The organism is Zhongshania aliphaticivorans, assembly GCF_001586255.1.
Lineage (GTDB): Bacteria > Pseudomonadota > Gammaproteobacteria > Pseudomonadales > Spongiibacteraceae > Spongiibacter > Spongiibacter aliphaticivorans.
Genome location: NZ_CP014544.1, coordinates 3,508,687 through 3,523,799 on the forward strand (window position 1 = coordinate 3,508,687; position 15,113 = coordinate 3,523,799).

Sequence of the window (15,113 nt, forward strand, 5' to 3'; positions counted from 1 at the left end):
TCTGTGCAGGGCTAATCCTCCCATTTTTATTTGACGCGAAGGTTTAATGCTAGCTCGCAGTAAATGCGATAGACCCGCTTATGATTCCAAGAGAAGCCTTTTACATTCCTGAGATAAGCGAAGCAGAGGCCAAAGCCACAATCAGAATATTGCTCTGTTAGCTGGATTAGCCATTCCGCAATCGCTTCGTCTTCTAACGGCATAATAGTACACTAAACCCATGGTTAGTCGCGTAGCGAAAAAGAGAGCACAATCAGGGAAGCAATTCTGGGGGTGTATAACCTTTCCGGCCTACCGAGGTACTCGACCGTTTTAGTATCAAAACGTATTTTTACTACACGTACAACATCTTACTCAGCAGCAAAATATACGAATAATGTGGGAGCATACAAAAAACCGCGATCGTTACACCCCCATGCTGACTTACCACGGCAAGAAGCCATCTTAGATATACGACGAATCCTATGACTAAACCTGGTAAAGCTACCTACCAACGACATCCAGCGCCAATATCTCCCAATTTTCAGTCTTAATTGACTCAAAATTAAGCACAGTTCAATAGACATGCCATCTAGCGTATTCTATGTGGAATAAGAACTACTACGAGTAATCGATGAAAACGCGTGATGTCTTTTCGTGGTCTATTTTTCCGGTGACGGTTGCCGTTGTGCTGTTGGGTGGGGTTTGGGCAATTGATGCCGGCCATGCGCCGAGTCTGGTCGCTGGCATCGGAACATTTACGAGCTTGGTATTGGTGGTGACATTAGAGCGCTTACTGCCTTATCGCAAGGAATGGAATCAATCCCAAGGTGACCTGCAGGCAGATTTACTGTATCTACCTAGCTATTTCGGCATTAACGCGCTGGTACAACCCGTGGTCGCCGCTGGCATTGTGCTGGGTGGCGCCATGATCTCGAATGCCTTGGGCATAGGCTTATGGCCCTCGGAGTGGCCACTGCTCGCTCAATTTCTCCTAGCCTGCGTTGTTGTGGAGTTTTTCGACTACTGGCCTCACCGCTTGCTACACGAAGTGCCTCTCCTCTGGCGCTTTCATGCCATTCACCACAACCCAAAACGTTTATACTGGCTGAATGCAACACGCGCACATTTTGGTGAAGTTGTGTTTCGCGGCATTTTTAATGCCGTGCCGCTGGCACTGGCCGGAGCAAGTGCAGAAATTTTGGCATTGGTGGGACTGGCGAACTCACTACTGGGTCTGTTTCAGCATGCGAATATCAACTTTAAAATGGGCCCTTTAACTTGGATCTTCAGCGTTGGCGAAATGCATCGCTGGCATCATTCACTGAAGATATCTGAGGCGAATCATAATTACGGTAGTAATTTTCTGTTTTGGGATGTGGTATTTGGCACCCGATTCCGTGATGCAGAAAAATCTGGTCCGGAACAGCTAGGAATAGAAGATGACGCTATTCCCGCCAGCTGGCGGGCGCAGCTGTGGGTGCCGTTCAAAGGGCATAAAAATGATTAATGAAGGGGGCCTGTTGATTTGTACTTAATGCGCGCCCAGTTTTACACTTTTAAAAGAATTAGATGCCCGGAGATTCTCCCTTGCAAGATCCATTTAAAGTACTGGTTAGAATTCGCTATTCTGACTGCGATGCCCAAGGTGTTATGTTTAATGCGCGCTACGGGGAATATGTCGACGTCGCGGTGACTGAATTTTATCGGCAGGTTTTCGGCGGCTATCAGGCAATACTGGATATGGGCATTGATAGTCAGGTGGTTTCCTTATTAATCGAGTGGAAATCTCCCTGCACCTTCGACGACGTGGTCGCAATTAGCATTGAAGACATCACCTTGGGAAAAACATCGTATACGATTCAATTGCGGTTTAGCGATGTTGAAACGCAACGAGAAATCGCCAGCGCAAAAATCGTCTACGTTATGGTGACGGCAAATGAGCATCAGAAAATCGATATGCCTGATGACTTCCGCGCAGCTTTGACTCAATCCCAACCTTGCACCGTTAATTTAGCTGGCGTATAGCCTCTTAGTTATAAGATCCCTTTAAAGTTAAAGGCAAGTAGGCGGCATCGCTTCAGTCCAGAATAATTCTAATAAAACGAGTTCCTAATATGCATTTTGTACTATCTACTTCTTTTAGCAGCGTAACTGACTTAAAGAAAATAGCAATCGCAGCAGATGAGTGCGGCTGGGAAGCCATGTCTTTTTCTGATCACGTGGTAAACCCAGAGAAATTAAACACGCCTTACCCTTATACAGAAAACGGCGAGCGGCGCTGGCAGTCCTTCACCGACTGGCCCGACCCTTGGGTAATGATTGGCGCCTTAGCGAGCATCACGACGCGCTTAAAATTCACCAATAATATTTTTGTACTACCGATGCGGAATCCGTTTTTGGTTGCCAAGGCGATAAGCACTGCCGCCATCATTTCAGACAACAGAGTCATTCCCGCAATCGGCGTTGGCTGGTCAAAAGACGAGTTTGAATTGTTACAACAGGATTTTCACACACGAGGCAAGCGGGCCGACGAGATGATTGAGATCATGCGCCTACTGTGGACGGGCAAATTTGTTGAATATCACGGCCAGCATTATCAATTTCCGCCGCTGGAAATGAATCCCGCCCCCACCGCCTATATTCCGATTTGGGTAGGCGGCATTAGTGACGCCGCTATGCGCCGCGCGGCAAGAGTCGGCGATGGCTGGGTAAGCGACCTACAAACCAGTGACGACATCTTGGCGAGTATTGCAAAGATACAGGTATACCGAAAAGAATATGGCCGCGAAAATTTGCCCTTTTCAGTAATGGCAACGCCATCTGACGCCTTCACACCGGACGCCTATAAACGCTTAGAAGAAGGCGGCGTAAGCCATATCTTAACGCAGCCCTGGGCTTTCTATTACGGCGATACTCAAGATGTAGCCAAGAAGATTGACGGTGTAAAACGTTATGCCGACGATTATATTGCCGCGCTCAGACGCTAAAGGTGCCGAGCGCAAGGCTTACACCAGCGCCATTCACCAAAAGGTACCCCAAACCCGTTCAGCGCCCACTCACGCCTCTGCGTTTACTGCCCCGTCAGCGACGCCACCGAATACCCACTAATCGTTTATTATTTGTGCTATTAGGCATAGGATGGCATGTTACGTTATTAAGCACTCAGACCGCTGACCACAAAGGCGGCTGTACTATCTCGACAACTACAGTATAGGGGGCACAATGAACAATTTAGCAGAAGCTCAACCCATCCAGCAGACATCACGTATTGCACAGGTTTTCGAGACCCAGCGCACAGCATCACGGCGCGCGCCCTATCCAAGCGTACAGGAGCGAATTCAACATATTGATAAACTCGCCGCCCTACTCGAAAAACATCAGGATGCGATTGCCAACGCGATTTCGACTGATTTCGGCAACCGCCCCAGCCAAGAATCCAAGGTCTTGGAGATTTTTGGTCTGATCAGTGGCTGCAACTACACTCGAAAGCGCCTGAAAAAATGGATGAAGCCCCAAAAGCGCCACGTCGGGCTTGCGTTCTTCGGTGCAAAAAACACCGTCATCCCTCAGCCCAAGGGCGTTATTGGTATTGTTACCCCGTGGAATTACCCGCTTTTTCTCGCCCTGAGCCCCGCAATTAGCGCGCTGGCCGCAGGTAATCGCTGCATTATTAAAATGGCTTCTAACTCGCAGACTTTGGCGAGACTGATGGAAAAATTAATCAGCGAAGAGTTTGACGATAGTGTACTCGCCGTCGTCGCAGGGGTATCGGCCCACGAGTTTACCCACCTCCCGTGGGATCACCTGGTTTTTACCGGTTCAGCAGCCACCGCGAAAACCGTTATGGAAACCGCAGCTAAATACCTGACGCCGGTCACCCTCGAGCTAGGTGGCAAATCGCCCACCATCGTAGCCGACGACTTTGATATTAAAGTCGCTGCCGACCGCCTACTATTTGGTAAATTTTTGAATGCCGGACAAACCTGCGTAGCGCCAGATTATGTGTTTATTCCCCGCAACAAAGTAGACGCCTTTATTGATGCCGCGAAAACCGTGGTTAAACAACGCTACCCAAATCTGAATAGCGCTGACTACACCTCGATTATCGACGAAAAAGCCTACCAGCGACTCAATAAAACACTGGAAGACGCCACCAGTAAAGGTGCCCGCGCCGTCAACTTAATCGATCAAACCATCAACGACGACGCCTCTCGCAAGTTAGCGCCTCACCTAGTCTGCGATGTAAACGCCGACATGTTGATTATGCAAGACGAGATTTTTGGCCCGCTGCTGCCCATTAAACCCTATGACAATATCGAAGACGTTATTGCCTATATCAACGCCAACGAGCGACCACTAGCACTTTATTTATACAGCAACAAAAAGGCGGTTCAAGAGCAGGTCATATACAACACCCTGTCTGGCGGTATGTGCATCAATGACAGCGTGGTGCACGTAGCACAGCACGACATGCCCTTTGGTGGTGTTGGCAACAGTGGCATGGGGCACTACCACGGCCACGAGGGCTTTATTGAGTTTTCAAAAATGCGGCCAATCTTTAAGCAAGGGCCAATGAGTGCGCTACTCATGATGGCGCCACCGTACGGCGCCACCTTCGACAAAATGTATAAGCTGATGTTGAAATTTAAGCTCTAATCACACCATCTTTCGACGCCCCAAGCGGTTGCGAGGGGCATCAACACCACAAGGAATTTATATGACAATCACCTTAGACATCATTCCGATTATTTCTATTGCCGCAGGTGTAGCAATTTTAATCAAACCGCGCCTGCTCAACTATATTGTTGCCGGCTATTTAATTGCTATCGGCTTAATCGACCTGTTAAATCTGCATATTTAATGAGAGAAAGGCTCAGGCATTGGCCGTAACCTTGCCCTCGCTTTAGACGCCAATGCGGTGTAATACACTGCAACAAGTATCTCGCGTCACCAATCAGTATTAGCAATGCTCTCAACATAGTGCAATTGAATCGATGGCGGCAAAGTTAAGGGCTTGGTGGCCATCGGTTTTACACCTAAAATCGCACCGAGCACTTCGCTAGAACACCCTCTCCTTTTACTCTCCGATTATTCTTAATTACACATAAGACGACCATTGCGCAGCAGAAAATCATAGGCACTTCGGCGCTAGCTAGCGCTCAGACCATCGCTTATAATCGTCTCGAAAAGTAAAACCCCAAATGGATTAACGGATACCGCAGGAGCGCCTCCATGCTAAAAACACACCGGATATGTATTATCATTGCCGTATCAATTATATCGGCGTGCGGTGGAGGTGGCGGCAGCGGTGCAAGCTCAAATGCAAAGCCAACATCAAAGTTCATTGAAAATCATTCGGTATCTGCTAGCTATATACTGAATAGAGAAAACGTCCCACTAGTAGCAGAAGAATTTCGCAACGAAATATTTCAACCTATTGTCGTATTCGATGGTCACCGCGCTACAATTTCAGCGCCAATGCCTCAATTCAATATTCAAAATGGTGGGCAGCGCATAGCTTGTGATTATACTGGCGCTGTTACCACAACCGTTCAAGACAATGGCGGCACCATAACGCTTGAGTTCGAACAATGCAAAGACGACGCCAATGATGCATCAAGTTCGGGAACGATTAAGTCATACATCTACAATGTCAATGAGGCAGCTCAAACATATAACGGCGCGGTAGAATTTATTAATTACCAAGAAGACTTTGGCAATCGCCACTTTAGCGCAAATGGCACCACTGTATTTGACGTTCGCATAGCCGAGTACAATATAATTATTGTCGAAGCCGAAACCCACCGCAATGTATACGACAGTGATATCCAAGAAAACTTAGAAAGTAATATTGCTTACGCATTTCTCTACCGGCAGTTGCCGGAGTATATTGGACTAGCTATCAGCGCATCAGGATACCTTAATTTCGAGAACAGTGGCGCCCTCTTATTATCCAGCGACCAAGACCTAGTGGCAACCACACTGACTGGCTTGGGCAATCGACAAGCCTTCGTTAAACTGCACAACAACCGCTACAGTTTACGATACTCCGAACGCGAAGGAGAGTATTTAAGTATCGGCATTCCCGCGCCAAGAATTGACGATATTGATGCCTTCGCCGCGAATACTACACCCCAATATACCTCTGATAGTAGAATAAGATTGTTCTACGCGCCAAACCATGAGGCCGCTGAAGTCCTCCTTGAAGAGTGGTTCTATGATGCCGAGTTCAATCTCCACAATATCGATGTCAATATTGTCTGCAGTCCGAACGGTGCCCAAACGAATATCAACTTAGAAGATCCATTTAAAATTAAATTTACTTCCGACACCTACGGCTCATATACACTGAATGTCAAAATTACTGATAGCGACGGAAAATTCGCCCAAGGACTTATTTATATAAACTATTCACAAAACAACCAACCTGGCAATCCGCCGCCAAGTCAATGCCAAACAAACTCATAATCGCTAGGGCGTCCAAGCCACTCTGGACGCCTATTTCCGCTAATATTATCAGCGTTCAATTATAGAACTAGACGATTACTATTTGGGGTTCGGCTCGCACGAGTACAAATGCAACTCATGAAGCGGTGACGCTGAGGCCTGCCGTTTTAATTTATTTAATCAAAACCTAACAGGTCAACAACATCCACTGAGCATCAAGTTCAGGCGCAGGCCTTACAAAGGCGTCACACTCTTCACGGCAATGGTAGACCGCCCAAACGCCACCAAGCCCGCGCCAAACACATACATAGTTAGCCCGTATACCATCGACGGTATCGCCATTTCCTGCGAGCCAAGAATCGTTGTCGCGACCAAAATGCCGATGGTGCTATTTTTTATGCCAAGCTCCACCGCAATGGCCATTTGGTCTGGCTTTGCCACGCCAACAATACGCGCAATGCCTAAGCCTGCGCCAATCCCCAAAATGTTAAGCAATATGCAAGCAGGGCCCGCTTGAATCAGTAGTCCTAGAAGCTGGTCACGCAAACCGTAAGAGATAATGACGATTAAACTCAGCAGCACCACAGCGCCAAAGGCATTAAATTTTTTCTCTGAACGGACCGCAAAAATTGGCGCCCTTGCTCGAATAAGCATACCTATACCCGTCGGTAGTAAAACGATCACCACCAACATAACAATAGTATCGACAACCGGCATGGTGACATTGGCAGAGCGACCAAGCTGCCAACTCAATGCCTGATTCACCAATAACGGCAAAGTCATAATCGTCGCGATACTGGCAACGGCGGTAACTACAATAGAGAGCGCCACATTACCTCTGGCTAAATAGGTAATAACATTCGATGTTGCGCCACCGGGGCAGGCCGCAAGTATCACCAGGCCAACGGCAATAGCGGGAGATAAACCTAAACCCCACGCCACCAAAAAGCCAAGTGCAGGTAAAACCAGCAGCTGCCCGATACTACCCGCTATAGCTGCGCGAGGATGATGCGCCTCTTTTACAAAATCTTTAACGGTTAAGCCGAGCCCCATACCAATCATGATGATAAAAAGAGAAACGGGTAAACCAATATCGATAAACACACTCTGCCCCATCGCTTTTCTTCCTTATTGTTGTAAAAAAATACGCTAGGCCAGCAGTTTAGGCTTAAACATGCCGTTTATCTGTTACAAAGATGACAGTTTTGCCTAATTCATCGACTTATTTAAGCCCCAGGCGACTCGCATGGCGCCTCTCAGCAATGGCCTGCCTAGATTTAACCTTGCTCACCTCAGTCACCCAGCGCTGCACATTGCCCCATAAACGCTCTGCAACGTCGGCGTCATCGGCTTCGGTACTCGCCACCCCAAGCTGCAGATCACTATAATAGCCCCCAGAGTTCAATATTGCCGTCGCGGCGGTAGCGCAGTGAATTTGGGTTTGCGCGCCCTGGCTTGCCGTTTTCAAAAATAGCTTTTCGATGGGCGCTAAGGCGCTGCGCACTTTTTCGATAAGCCCGGTGTCGGCAAGACCTTTGCCTGCCACATTGGTGTATACCGCACCGGGATGCAGGCAATAGCTGCTAATGCCGTGTTGTGCGAAGTGTGCGTCTATGCTGCGCGTTAAATGCACCAATGCCAATTTGGATTGCCCGTAAGCATTCCAAGAATTATACGGCCGCTGCGGCGTAAAAAACTCGGCATTAAGACCTCTGCTATGCAGCTGCGAAACCACGGTCACTACGCGGCTGTCGCCAGAAATAGCCGCCGACGTTTTGAGCAGCGGCAGTAGACGGTATGTAAGATGCGCTGTGCCCAAGTAATTAACCCGCCACTGAATTTCAAAGCCATCAGCGCTAAGCTGTGGCGACGTCCACCTCGACATCAGATCGAGATGAATACCCGCATTATTAATGAGCACATCTAACCCTAAGGACGTGGCTTCGTAGGCTCGCACAAAAGTTTCGACCGAGCTGAACTGCGACAAATCCAAATCAAAAGCGTGAATATTTTGATGGAAGCGAGCAGCCAACTGCTCGCGCAACGCTGCCGCAATTGCCTCACTATTATTGCGTACCGTTACCGAGACCACCGCGCCCTGCGCGAGTAACTGCAAGGCCGTGGCAAAGCCTAAGGAACCCGTGGCGCAACCAGTCACAATAAAATGTCGATGCTGCAAATCCACGGGCTCAGCGATGCTAGCACCCCTAAACATATTCTGTAGTTTTTCTAAGATCCCTGCCATAGCTGTTTCCTTTGTCTACGCCCGTTTTGCATCAAATCATCTGCAGCCAGAAATTTCTTATCACAACACGCCACGCAGGTGGTAATAGTACCCAAGTGCAACTTGTGAATGACGAAATCTGCCCTATATTGGAAGGAAGGCTATGGAGAACGCTTTCTACTAAAGTGATCTGCTTGCTCGACGTAAATAATAATCATAATGGGGAAGATATCTATGTCCTATGTCGAAAAACTAAAATTACCCCTTGGGGTCTGCCTGATATCAATCGCAGCGAGCGATATCTACGCACAAAATGCCAATGCCGCAGGAAAGACACTAGAAATTGAAGAGGTCGTGGTATTAGGGTCTCGCAAACCCGGCCGAACCGCAGTAGATATGCCGGTTCCCGTCGACTCGCTGGGGGCAGATACCCTCCGTCAAACCGGCCAAACTGAAGTGGGCCGAATGCTCCAGTCGGTAGCGCCATCGTTTAATTTTTCCAGCTCATCGATTAGCGACGGCACGGATGCGCTTAGGCCCGCCACCTTGCGCGGCCTAGGCCCAGATCAAACCTTGGTGCTCATTAACGGCAAGCGGCGGCACACCAGCGCCCTGATTCACGTTAACACTTCTGTGGGCCGAGGCACCTCGGGGGTAGACATGAATGCCGTACCTGGCGCCGCGATTAAGCGAATTGAAGTGCTGCGCGATGGCGCAGCGGCGCAGTACGGTTCAGACGCCATTGCTGGCGTCATTAATATTGTGCTCAGCGACGAACCCGAAGCGGGCCGCATTGGAGTCTCGTACGGGGAGTATTCCGAAGGTGACGGTACCACTTATAACCTCGATCTCTCCAAAGGCCTCGCCTTGGGTGATCGCGGGTTTATCAATGCGACATTAAATTACCGAGATCGCGGTTCAACTAATCGCGCCGGGCTCAGCGGTGAATGCCAGTATTTAGCCGGGTGTGATGCGAACAACGATGGCACCACCAGTTCAGGTACGGACCCTGATGGAATAGACGAAGCCTCCGATCCACGGGAAGCCAGCTTTCCCCGTCGCAATTTTAGAATTGGCGATGCCGAGTCAGAACAATTGGCCGTGATACTCAACTCCGCCTACCAGCTGGAGTCCGGCGAGCTCTATGGCTTTGTTACGTACTCAGACCGCGAAAGCACCTCGGGGGGCTTTTATCGCCGCGCCAATCAAACCGACAACAACCCAACCTTGGCAGACGGCGAAGCCTTTGCACCCAATGGCTTCCTCCCATTAATTAACACCCAAATAGATGATTTTTCCGCCAATCTGGGCTACCGGCAAGAACTGAGCAACGATGTAACAATGGATGTGTCTTACACCATTGGCTGGAACGACTTTGCCTTTTATATCAGCAATTCCGTCAATGCCTCGTACATCAACGAATTGCGCTACGGGCAGAGCCTCAGCGATGCCGAGATTCGCGCCAGCGCGTCCCGGGCCGCCGATGCCGGTGAGCTAAGCCTTGGCTTACAAACCATCAACCTCGATTTCACTCAACAACTTGGCGCCTGGAGCCTAGCTTGGGGCGCGGAATTGCGCCGCGACGATTATGAAATTAAGGCCGGCGACGAATACTCTTATTTTGACTACGACACAGATGCCAATGGCGCATCTATGTATGCCGCCGATGCCGCTGCTGGCATTCAGGTATTTCCAGGCTTCCAACCTGGCAACGAACTGAATGAAAGCCGCGATGTATGGTCGCTATACGCCGATACCGAGTATGAAATCTCTGATGCATGGCTGGCCAGTGGTGCGCTGCGCTACGACAATTACGATGATTTTGGTGGCACGGTTAACTTCAAACTCGCCAGCAGTTTCCGCGCAACGGACAGAGTGAGCTTTAGGGGCGCGGCGAGTACCGGTTTTCGCGCACCCTCAATGCAACAGCAGTACTTCAACAATATAAGTACTCAGTTTGTCTCTGACGGCATGGGCGGGCTAACAGCACAAGAGCGCGGTACCTTCCGTAACGACAGCACAGTGGCCAAAGCCATTGGTATTCCAGAGCTAAAAGAGGAAGAGTCGGTTAACCTGAGCTTAGGGGTGGTATTAGAGCCAGTCGACGCATTAACCATCACCATAGACGCCTACCAAATCGATATTAAAGACCGCATCGTCTTAAGTGGTGGCTTAAGCTCCTCCCTTGGCGATCCCAACCTGACCGCCGCATTAGCCGCAGCGGGTGCAAGCAGTGCCCAGTTCTTCCTCAATGGCGCCGACACCGAGACCAGCGGGGTAGATATTGTCAGCACCTACGCCATGGCCGCTGGCGCTGGTGATTTGGCCATTTCATTTGCTGCTAACTTTACTGAGACTGAAGTAACAAAAGTGTTTGCCGGTGGCGGACTCGCAACCCTCAACCCCTCAGACGTTTTTAGCAAACAGGACATTTCCATTATTGAAGAATGGCAGCCAAAGGATCGCATCAACCTTAGCTTCAATTACTCCCTTGAGCGCTTCACTGCCGTACTCGCTTTTAATCGCTACGGCGAGTACACCGTGTGTGAGGGCTCCTGCACCGGCGCCGCAAACCGGCAGACCTTTAGCTCCAAAGTATTAACCGATGTCAATTTAAGTTACCGCCTAAAAGACGATGTAACGATTAATGTTGGGGGCAATAATATTCTCGACGAAACACCCGACAGAAACCGAATCGGCCAGAGCCGTGCCGGTACCATAGCCGACAGTAACGGCAATGTGTTTGTCAGTTCGCCAGGGGTATTTCAATACTCCCGCCGCTCCGCGCCATTTGGCTTTAATGGCGCGTATTTCTTTGCCGGTGTGGTTTATGATTTTTAGAGAATAAAAACGCTCGATGATGCGCCTATTTCAGGCGTGTCGAATACTATCAATAAAAATGGCGAACTGATCTCAGCTCGCCATTTTTATTGCGCATTCAACACGAAGGTCCAGCGAAATATCATTTATGCATAGCGCGACTGTCGCCTTTGCACCACAACTCTGGCTCCCCGTTTTCGCAGCCAAATAATAACCCCCGTCACACTTAACATGGCCACCACCACGCCCATTACCGAAATAAGTATACGACCGGGCAAACCGAGTATTCTGCCGGAATGGGCGGGAAACTGCGCTTGCACGAAAATATCCGCAGCGCTGCCCTGCCAGGGCAACCAATCGCCAAGGTAGTCACCGGTTTTGGCGTCGATATAAATTGCTTTGTGACCTACACCACCGGCGCCGTGGCCGTCCTCTGGGGCAAAAAACTCCAAGCGGTAAACCCCAAATTCCCGTGCATACCAAAGACTGCCAACCGGGGCTTGCCAGTTGCGCCCACGACCTTGCTCGGCACCTAATGCAATGGCTTTTTCAAAACCAAAATGCGCTTCAATAGGATTGTGATGACCAGAGGGGGTACGGCTGTCGATGGGTGTCGGTGTCACGTCGGAGACGAGACTCATCAGCGGAAAAAACACCTCTCGATACAGATTCAGCGAGAAGCCAGTAAAGGCGATCACAAATAGTAGTAGCCAAGTCCATAAACCAAAGGCGCGATGTAAATCGAAATTAAGCTTATAACTACCCGCCTTGCGACGAATTTTCCACGCAGCTTTCCAACGTTGCCAGTAAGATTGATTACTCCGAAACTGATCGCCCCTCACCTGACTTACGCGGCGCTTCCGACGACGACGCGGTAGCGTCAAATAAAAGCCAACAAAACAGTCTACTGTCCAAATAAGGGCAATTACCCCCAGTAATAACACGCCCCAGTGAATATCTTTAAACTCAGGGATATGCAGGCTAAAGTGCAATTTGTAGAGAAAAGACACAAAGTTTTCACGGCTTATTGGCCACACCGCACCCCATTCCCGTTTCCCGAGAATGTCGCCGCTAACAGGGTCGACATAAACCTGATTAAAGCCGGGGCGATACAGTTCACCACTTTGCGGATTTACTCGTGGCTCTACCCAATACGCGTAGCTATGCCCGAGTTCCGCAGCGGTCTCATAGTATGTGACCTGCACCTCTGGGTATTGCTGCTCAACTCGGTGCGCCAAGCGAGTTGCACTTTGCGGTGTACCGGCCGTGGAGGCCTCTAGCAAATGAGGATTGAGCAGTTCGTCCAACTCGTGATCCCAAGAGATAATGGCGCCGGTCAGCCCCGTAATAATTAAAAACACCGCGATACTTAAGCCAAGATAGCGATGCACAAGGGTGAAGAAAACACGCATTGGACTGACCCTAGGTAAGATTCGTAACAGGGATAATTTAATGAACTCCGAGTGCGGCCGCACCCGAAGCTTGTGCCACTTAAAGCGTCCAGCTCACTGAAAGCGCTACATTACGAGGCGCGCCAAAATAAGCTTGATCCCAGTAAAGGCTGTTGTAATATTTTTCGTCGTTTAGGTTATTAATATTAATTGCAGCGGAGACTTGTTCGCTAAGTCGATAGCTAAGCACAAGATCCAAGAGTGCATAGCTTTGCTGCTTTGCGGTGGCCCCTGTGGTGGTAATAGTGTCTTGCCACTTGAGTACACCGCCAACTTTTAACGCCGGAATACGAGGGATTTGGTAGGAGGCAGAAGCTTTAATCATGTGCTCCGGAATATAGGGAATGACCTCGCCGTTTACATCACGAATATCAACTTTGGTGTAGCCCGCGCTAATATTCAGCTCATCCGACAACTGACCGGCAAGCTCAATTTCATAGCCTTCACTTTCTTGAGTTTTCGGTTCATAGGTCGCCACACCACTGTCGATGTCGTTGCCGACAAAAACGCCGAGGTTTCCTATTTCTGACTGAAAGACCGCCACGGTAAGAATGGCGCGCTCATTGTTAAATGCCGTTTTAAAACCAATTTCCGAGCTTTCGCCCTTAGCCGCGCCAAGGGGACGCAGCTGGGGGTCAACAAACAACTGAGGTGAAAATACTTCAGAGTGACTGCCATAGAGCATCACATCGTCAGTCACTTGGTAGCTAAGGCCAAAATACGGCACAAGCTCATCTGCATCAGTATTTGCCAAGCCGCCGTAGCTCACGCCACTTTGCTCGTATTCCGCTTTACGCGCTCCCATAAGGGCTGAAAGCTGATCGCTGAAACTGATACGCGCCGCCGCATAGAACGATTGATGCTCTTGCTCGACCTTACTGGTGCCGCCAATAGGGTCGTGGTCAACAAAATTAGGCCGTGGGCTATTGCCCTGCGCCCAATCGGAACCCAGCGCTGGGTAACCGTTTGCCAGATCTAGATAAGACGCGCCAGTAATTTCTACATCAGCGCGGTTATAGCCCACCACTAGCTGATGTTCACGACCTCCCACCTCAATATAACCGGAGGCAGAGATGTCAAACATATCCCTTTTAACACCATTCAAATAACGTCCGGTATAGGCGCTAAGCCCCGATTCATCTGGGTTGGGAGAGCCTGCGATGTAAAACAGTTCTGATTCAATATCCGTATCTGTTTTTGTATAAATACCACTCAACATCCACTTATCACTAAGCTGGTGTTTTAGCTCGACAAAGGTTTGTTGCTGCTCGGTATCGCGAAATGACCAATCAGGGGCACTACTGGTAGATACCTCGTAATCCGTCGGGGTGCCGTCTGAATAACTCAAGGGTAAGGCACCCCATAAAATGCCGTCGGCTTCATTCAGATCGTAGCTGTGGCCTACCGTGAGTAAGGTTTCTTCGCTGAGATCGAATTCCAGCACGCCATAAAACAAATTGGTGCTGTCTTCATGACGATCAAGATACGACTCGGTATCTTCGCTAGCGACCACCACGCGCCCGCGCACACCGTCCCCTAGACGTCCAGATACATCGCCGTCGAGACGATAGCCATTCCACTCGTTGACGGAAGCCCGGGCGTTAGCTTGCAGGTCTTCTGTTGGCCGCTTACGAACGTAGTTTATAGTGGCTGAAGGGTTCGCCAAGCCGGTAATTAAACCCGCGGCGCCTTTAACCACTTCTATTTTTTGATATACAGCGGTATCCGACTGGCCTTGCACAAGGCCAAATGCGAATGGCGTTCCTACACCGTCGTATTGAAAATTGACAATATCAAACCCGCGCGCGGTGTAGTAAGTGCGGTGTGTTTCAACCTCTTCCACCGTCACCCCTGGGGTGTAGTCAAGCACCTCGTTAGCTTTATCCAACAGAAAGTCGTCCATTTGTGAACGTGAAATAGCAGTGACCGTTTGTGGGGTTTCAAATAGGCTTAAATTGAGATTAGTTGCTGTGGTGGTTTTACCCTGCTCGCCATAAACATGAACGTACTCAACGGCAGTATTGTCGCGCTTTGCTGCAACTTTTTGGTCGCCGGCGTTTTGAGCAACAACGGTTGTCGTCATGCCAAAAGACACTAGCGCAACCGCCGCGCGGAGGGATAAGGTGGTGTAATTAGCCATGATGCTCTCGCTGTGTATGGGTGCTGCGACCTAAGGTGAATGGCAGAAG

11 protein-coding genes and 1 pseudogene are annotated in these 15,113 nt (G+C 49.5%); 7 read left to right on the forward strand and 5 right to left on the reverse strand.

Annotated elements, in window-relative coordinates; all coding sequences use genetic code 11:
* Positions 1–29: 29 nt before the first annotated feature.
* A pseudogene (locus tag AZF00_RS19370) lies at positions 30–194 on the reverse strand (IS3 family transposase); the annotation flags it as partial.
* A gap of 419 nt (positions 195–613) precedes the next feature.
* Between AZF00_RS19370 and AZF00_RS15550 the strand changes: the two are divergent.
* From AZF00_RS15550 to AZF00_RS15570, 6 genes are all read left to right on the forward strand, one after another.
* Positions 614–1,489, forward strand: coding sequence for a sterol desaturase family protein (locus tag AZF00_RS15550; protein ID WP_008251930.1), 876 nt, complete (start codon positions 614–616; stop codon positions 1,487–1,489).
* A gap of 80 nt (positions 1,490–1,569) precedes the next feature.
* Positions 1,570–2,007, forward strand: coding sequence for an acyl-CoA thioesterase (locus AZF00_RS15555; protein WP_197465669.1), 438 nt, complete (start codon positions 1,570–1,572; stop codon positions 2,005–2,007).
* A gap of 89 nt (positions 2,008–2,096) precedes the next feature.
* A complete protein-coding gene (locus tag AZF00_RS15560) occupies positions 2,097–2,969 on the forward strand; it encodes a TIGR03619 family F420-dependent LLM class oxidoreductase (RefSeq protein ID WP_008251932.1) in 873 nt (290 codons plus the stop codon).
* Positions 2,970–3,204: 235 nt separating this feature from the next.
* Positions 3,205–4,638, forward strand: a complete 1,434-nt coding sequence (locus AZF00_RS15565; protein ID WP_008251933.1) for a coniferyl aldehyde dehydrogenase — start codon at positions 3,205–3,207, stop codon at positions 4,636–4,638.
* Between the two features lie 61 nt (positions 4,639–4,699).
* Positions 4,700–4,843: a DUF3096 domain-containing protein gene (locus tag AZF00_RS19200; protein ID WP_008251934.1), complete on the forward strand. Its 144-nt coding sequence runs from the start codon at positions 4,700–4,702 to the stop codon at positions 4,841–4,843.
* Positions 4,844–5,214: 371 nt separating this feature from the next.
* A complete protein-coding gene (locus tag AZF00_RS15570; RefSeq protein WP_008251935.1) occupies positions 5,215–6,450 on the forward strand; it encodes a hypothetical protein in 1,236 nt (411 codons plus the stop codon).
* Between the two features lie 213 nt (positions 6,451–6,663).
* Here AZF00_RS15570 and AZF00_RS15575 read toward each other — a convergent pair whose 3' ends face one another.
* Together AZF00_RS15575 and AZF00_RS15580 are read right to left on the reverse strand one after the other, a co-directional pair.
* Positions 6,664–7,545 (reverse strand): bile acid:sodium symporter family protein, encoded by an 882-nt coding sequence (locus AZF00_RS15575; protein ID WP_008251936.1) that lies wholly within the window; start codon positions 7,543–7,545, stop codon positions 6,664–6,666.
* 106 nt (positions 7,546–7,651) lie between these two features.
* Positions 7,652–8,674 (reverse strand): SDR family NAD(P)-dependent oxidoreductase, encoded by a 1,023-nt coding sequence (locus tag AZF00_RS15580; protein WP_008251937.1) that lies wholly within the window; start codon positions 8,672–8,674, stop codon positions 7,652–7,654.
* 213 nt (positions 8,675–8,887) lie between these two features.
* On the opposite strand from AZF00_RS15580, the gene AZF00_RS15585 reads away from it, so the two are divergent.
* On the forward strand, positions 8,888–11,494 hold the full coding sequence (locus tag AZF00_RS15585) for a TonB-dependent receptor plug domain-containing protein (RefSeq protein ID WP_008251939.1): 2,607 nt from the start codon (positions 8,888–8,890) through the stop codon (positions 11,492–11,494).
* 125 nt (positions 11,495–11,619) lie between these two features.
* On the opposite strand, the gene AZF00_RS15590 is transcribed toward AZF00_RS15585, so the two are convergent.
* Positions 11,620–12,885: a PepSY-associated TM helix domain-containing protein gene (locus AZF00_RS15590; protein ID WP_008251940.1), complete on the reverse strand. Its 1,266-nt coding sequence runs from the start codon at positions 12,883–12,885 to the stop codon at positions 11,620–11,622.
* A 79-nt stretch (positions 12,886–12,964) separates the two neighbouring features.
* The gene (locus AZF00_RS15595; protein ID WP_008251942.1) at positions 12,965–15,064 is read right to left on the reverse strand and encodes a TonB-dependent siderophore receptor; all 2,100 of its coding nucleotides are present in this window, start codon (positions 15,062–15,064) and stop codon (positions 12,965–12,967) included.
* Between the last annotated feature and the right edge of the window lie 49 nt (positions 15,065–15,113).

Bases quoted from the DNA above. Each gene is read 5' to 3' on its own strand.
- AZF00_RS15595 (WP_008251942.1), bottom strand. From the start codon at position 15,064: ATGGCTAATTACACCACCTTATCCCTCCGCGCGGCGGTTGCGCTAGTG.
- AZF00_RS15590 (WP_008251940.1), bottom strand. From the start codon at position 12,885: ATGCGTGTTTTCTTCACCCTTGTGCATCGCTATCTTGGCTTAAGTATC.
- AZF00_RS19200 (WP_008251934.1), top strand. From the start codon at position 4,700: ATGACAATCACCTTAGACATCATTCCGATTATTTCTATTGCCGCAGGT.
- AZF00_RS15580 (WP_008251937.1), bottom strand. From the start codon at position 8,674: ATGGCAGGGATCTTAGAAAAACTACAGAATATGTTTAGGGGTGCTAGC.
- AZF00_RS15560 (WP_008251932.1), top strand. From the start codon at position 2,097: ATGCATTTTGTACTATCTACTTCTTTTAGCAGCGTAACTGACTTAAAG.
- AZF00_RS15550 (WP_008251930.1), top strand. From the start codon at position 614: ATGAAAACGCGTGATGTCTTTTCGTGGTCTATTTTTCCGGTGACGGTT.
- AZF00_RS15575 (WP_008251936.1), bottom strand. From the start codon at position 7,545: ATGGGGCAGAGTGTGTTTATCGATATTGGTTTACCCGTTTCTCTTTTT.
- AZF00_RS15585 (WP_008251939.1), top strand. From the start codon at position 8,888: ATGTCCTATGTCGAAAAACTAAAATTACCCCTTGGGGTCTGCCTGATA.
- AZF00_RS15570 (WP_008251935.1), top strand. From the start codon at position 5,215: ATGCTAAAAACACACCGGATATGTATTATCATTGCCGTATCAATTATA.
- AZF00_RS15565 (WP_008251933.1), top strand. From the start codon at position 3,205: ATGAACAATTTAGCAGAAGCTCAACCCATCCAGCAGACATCACGTATT.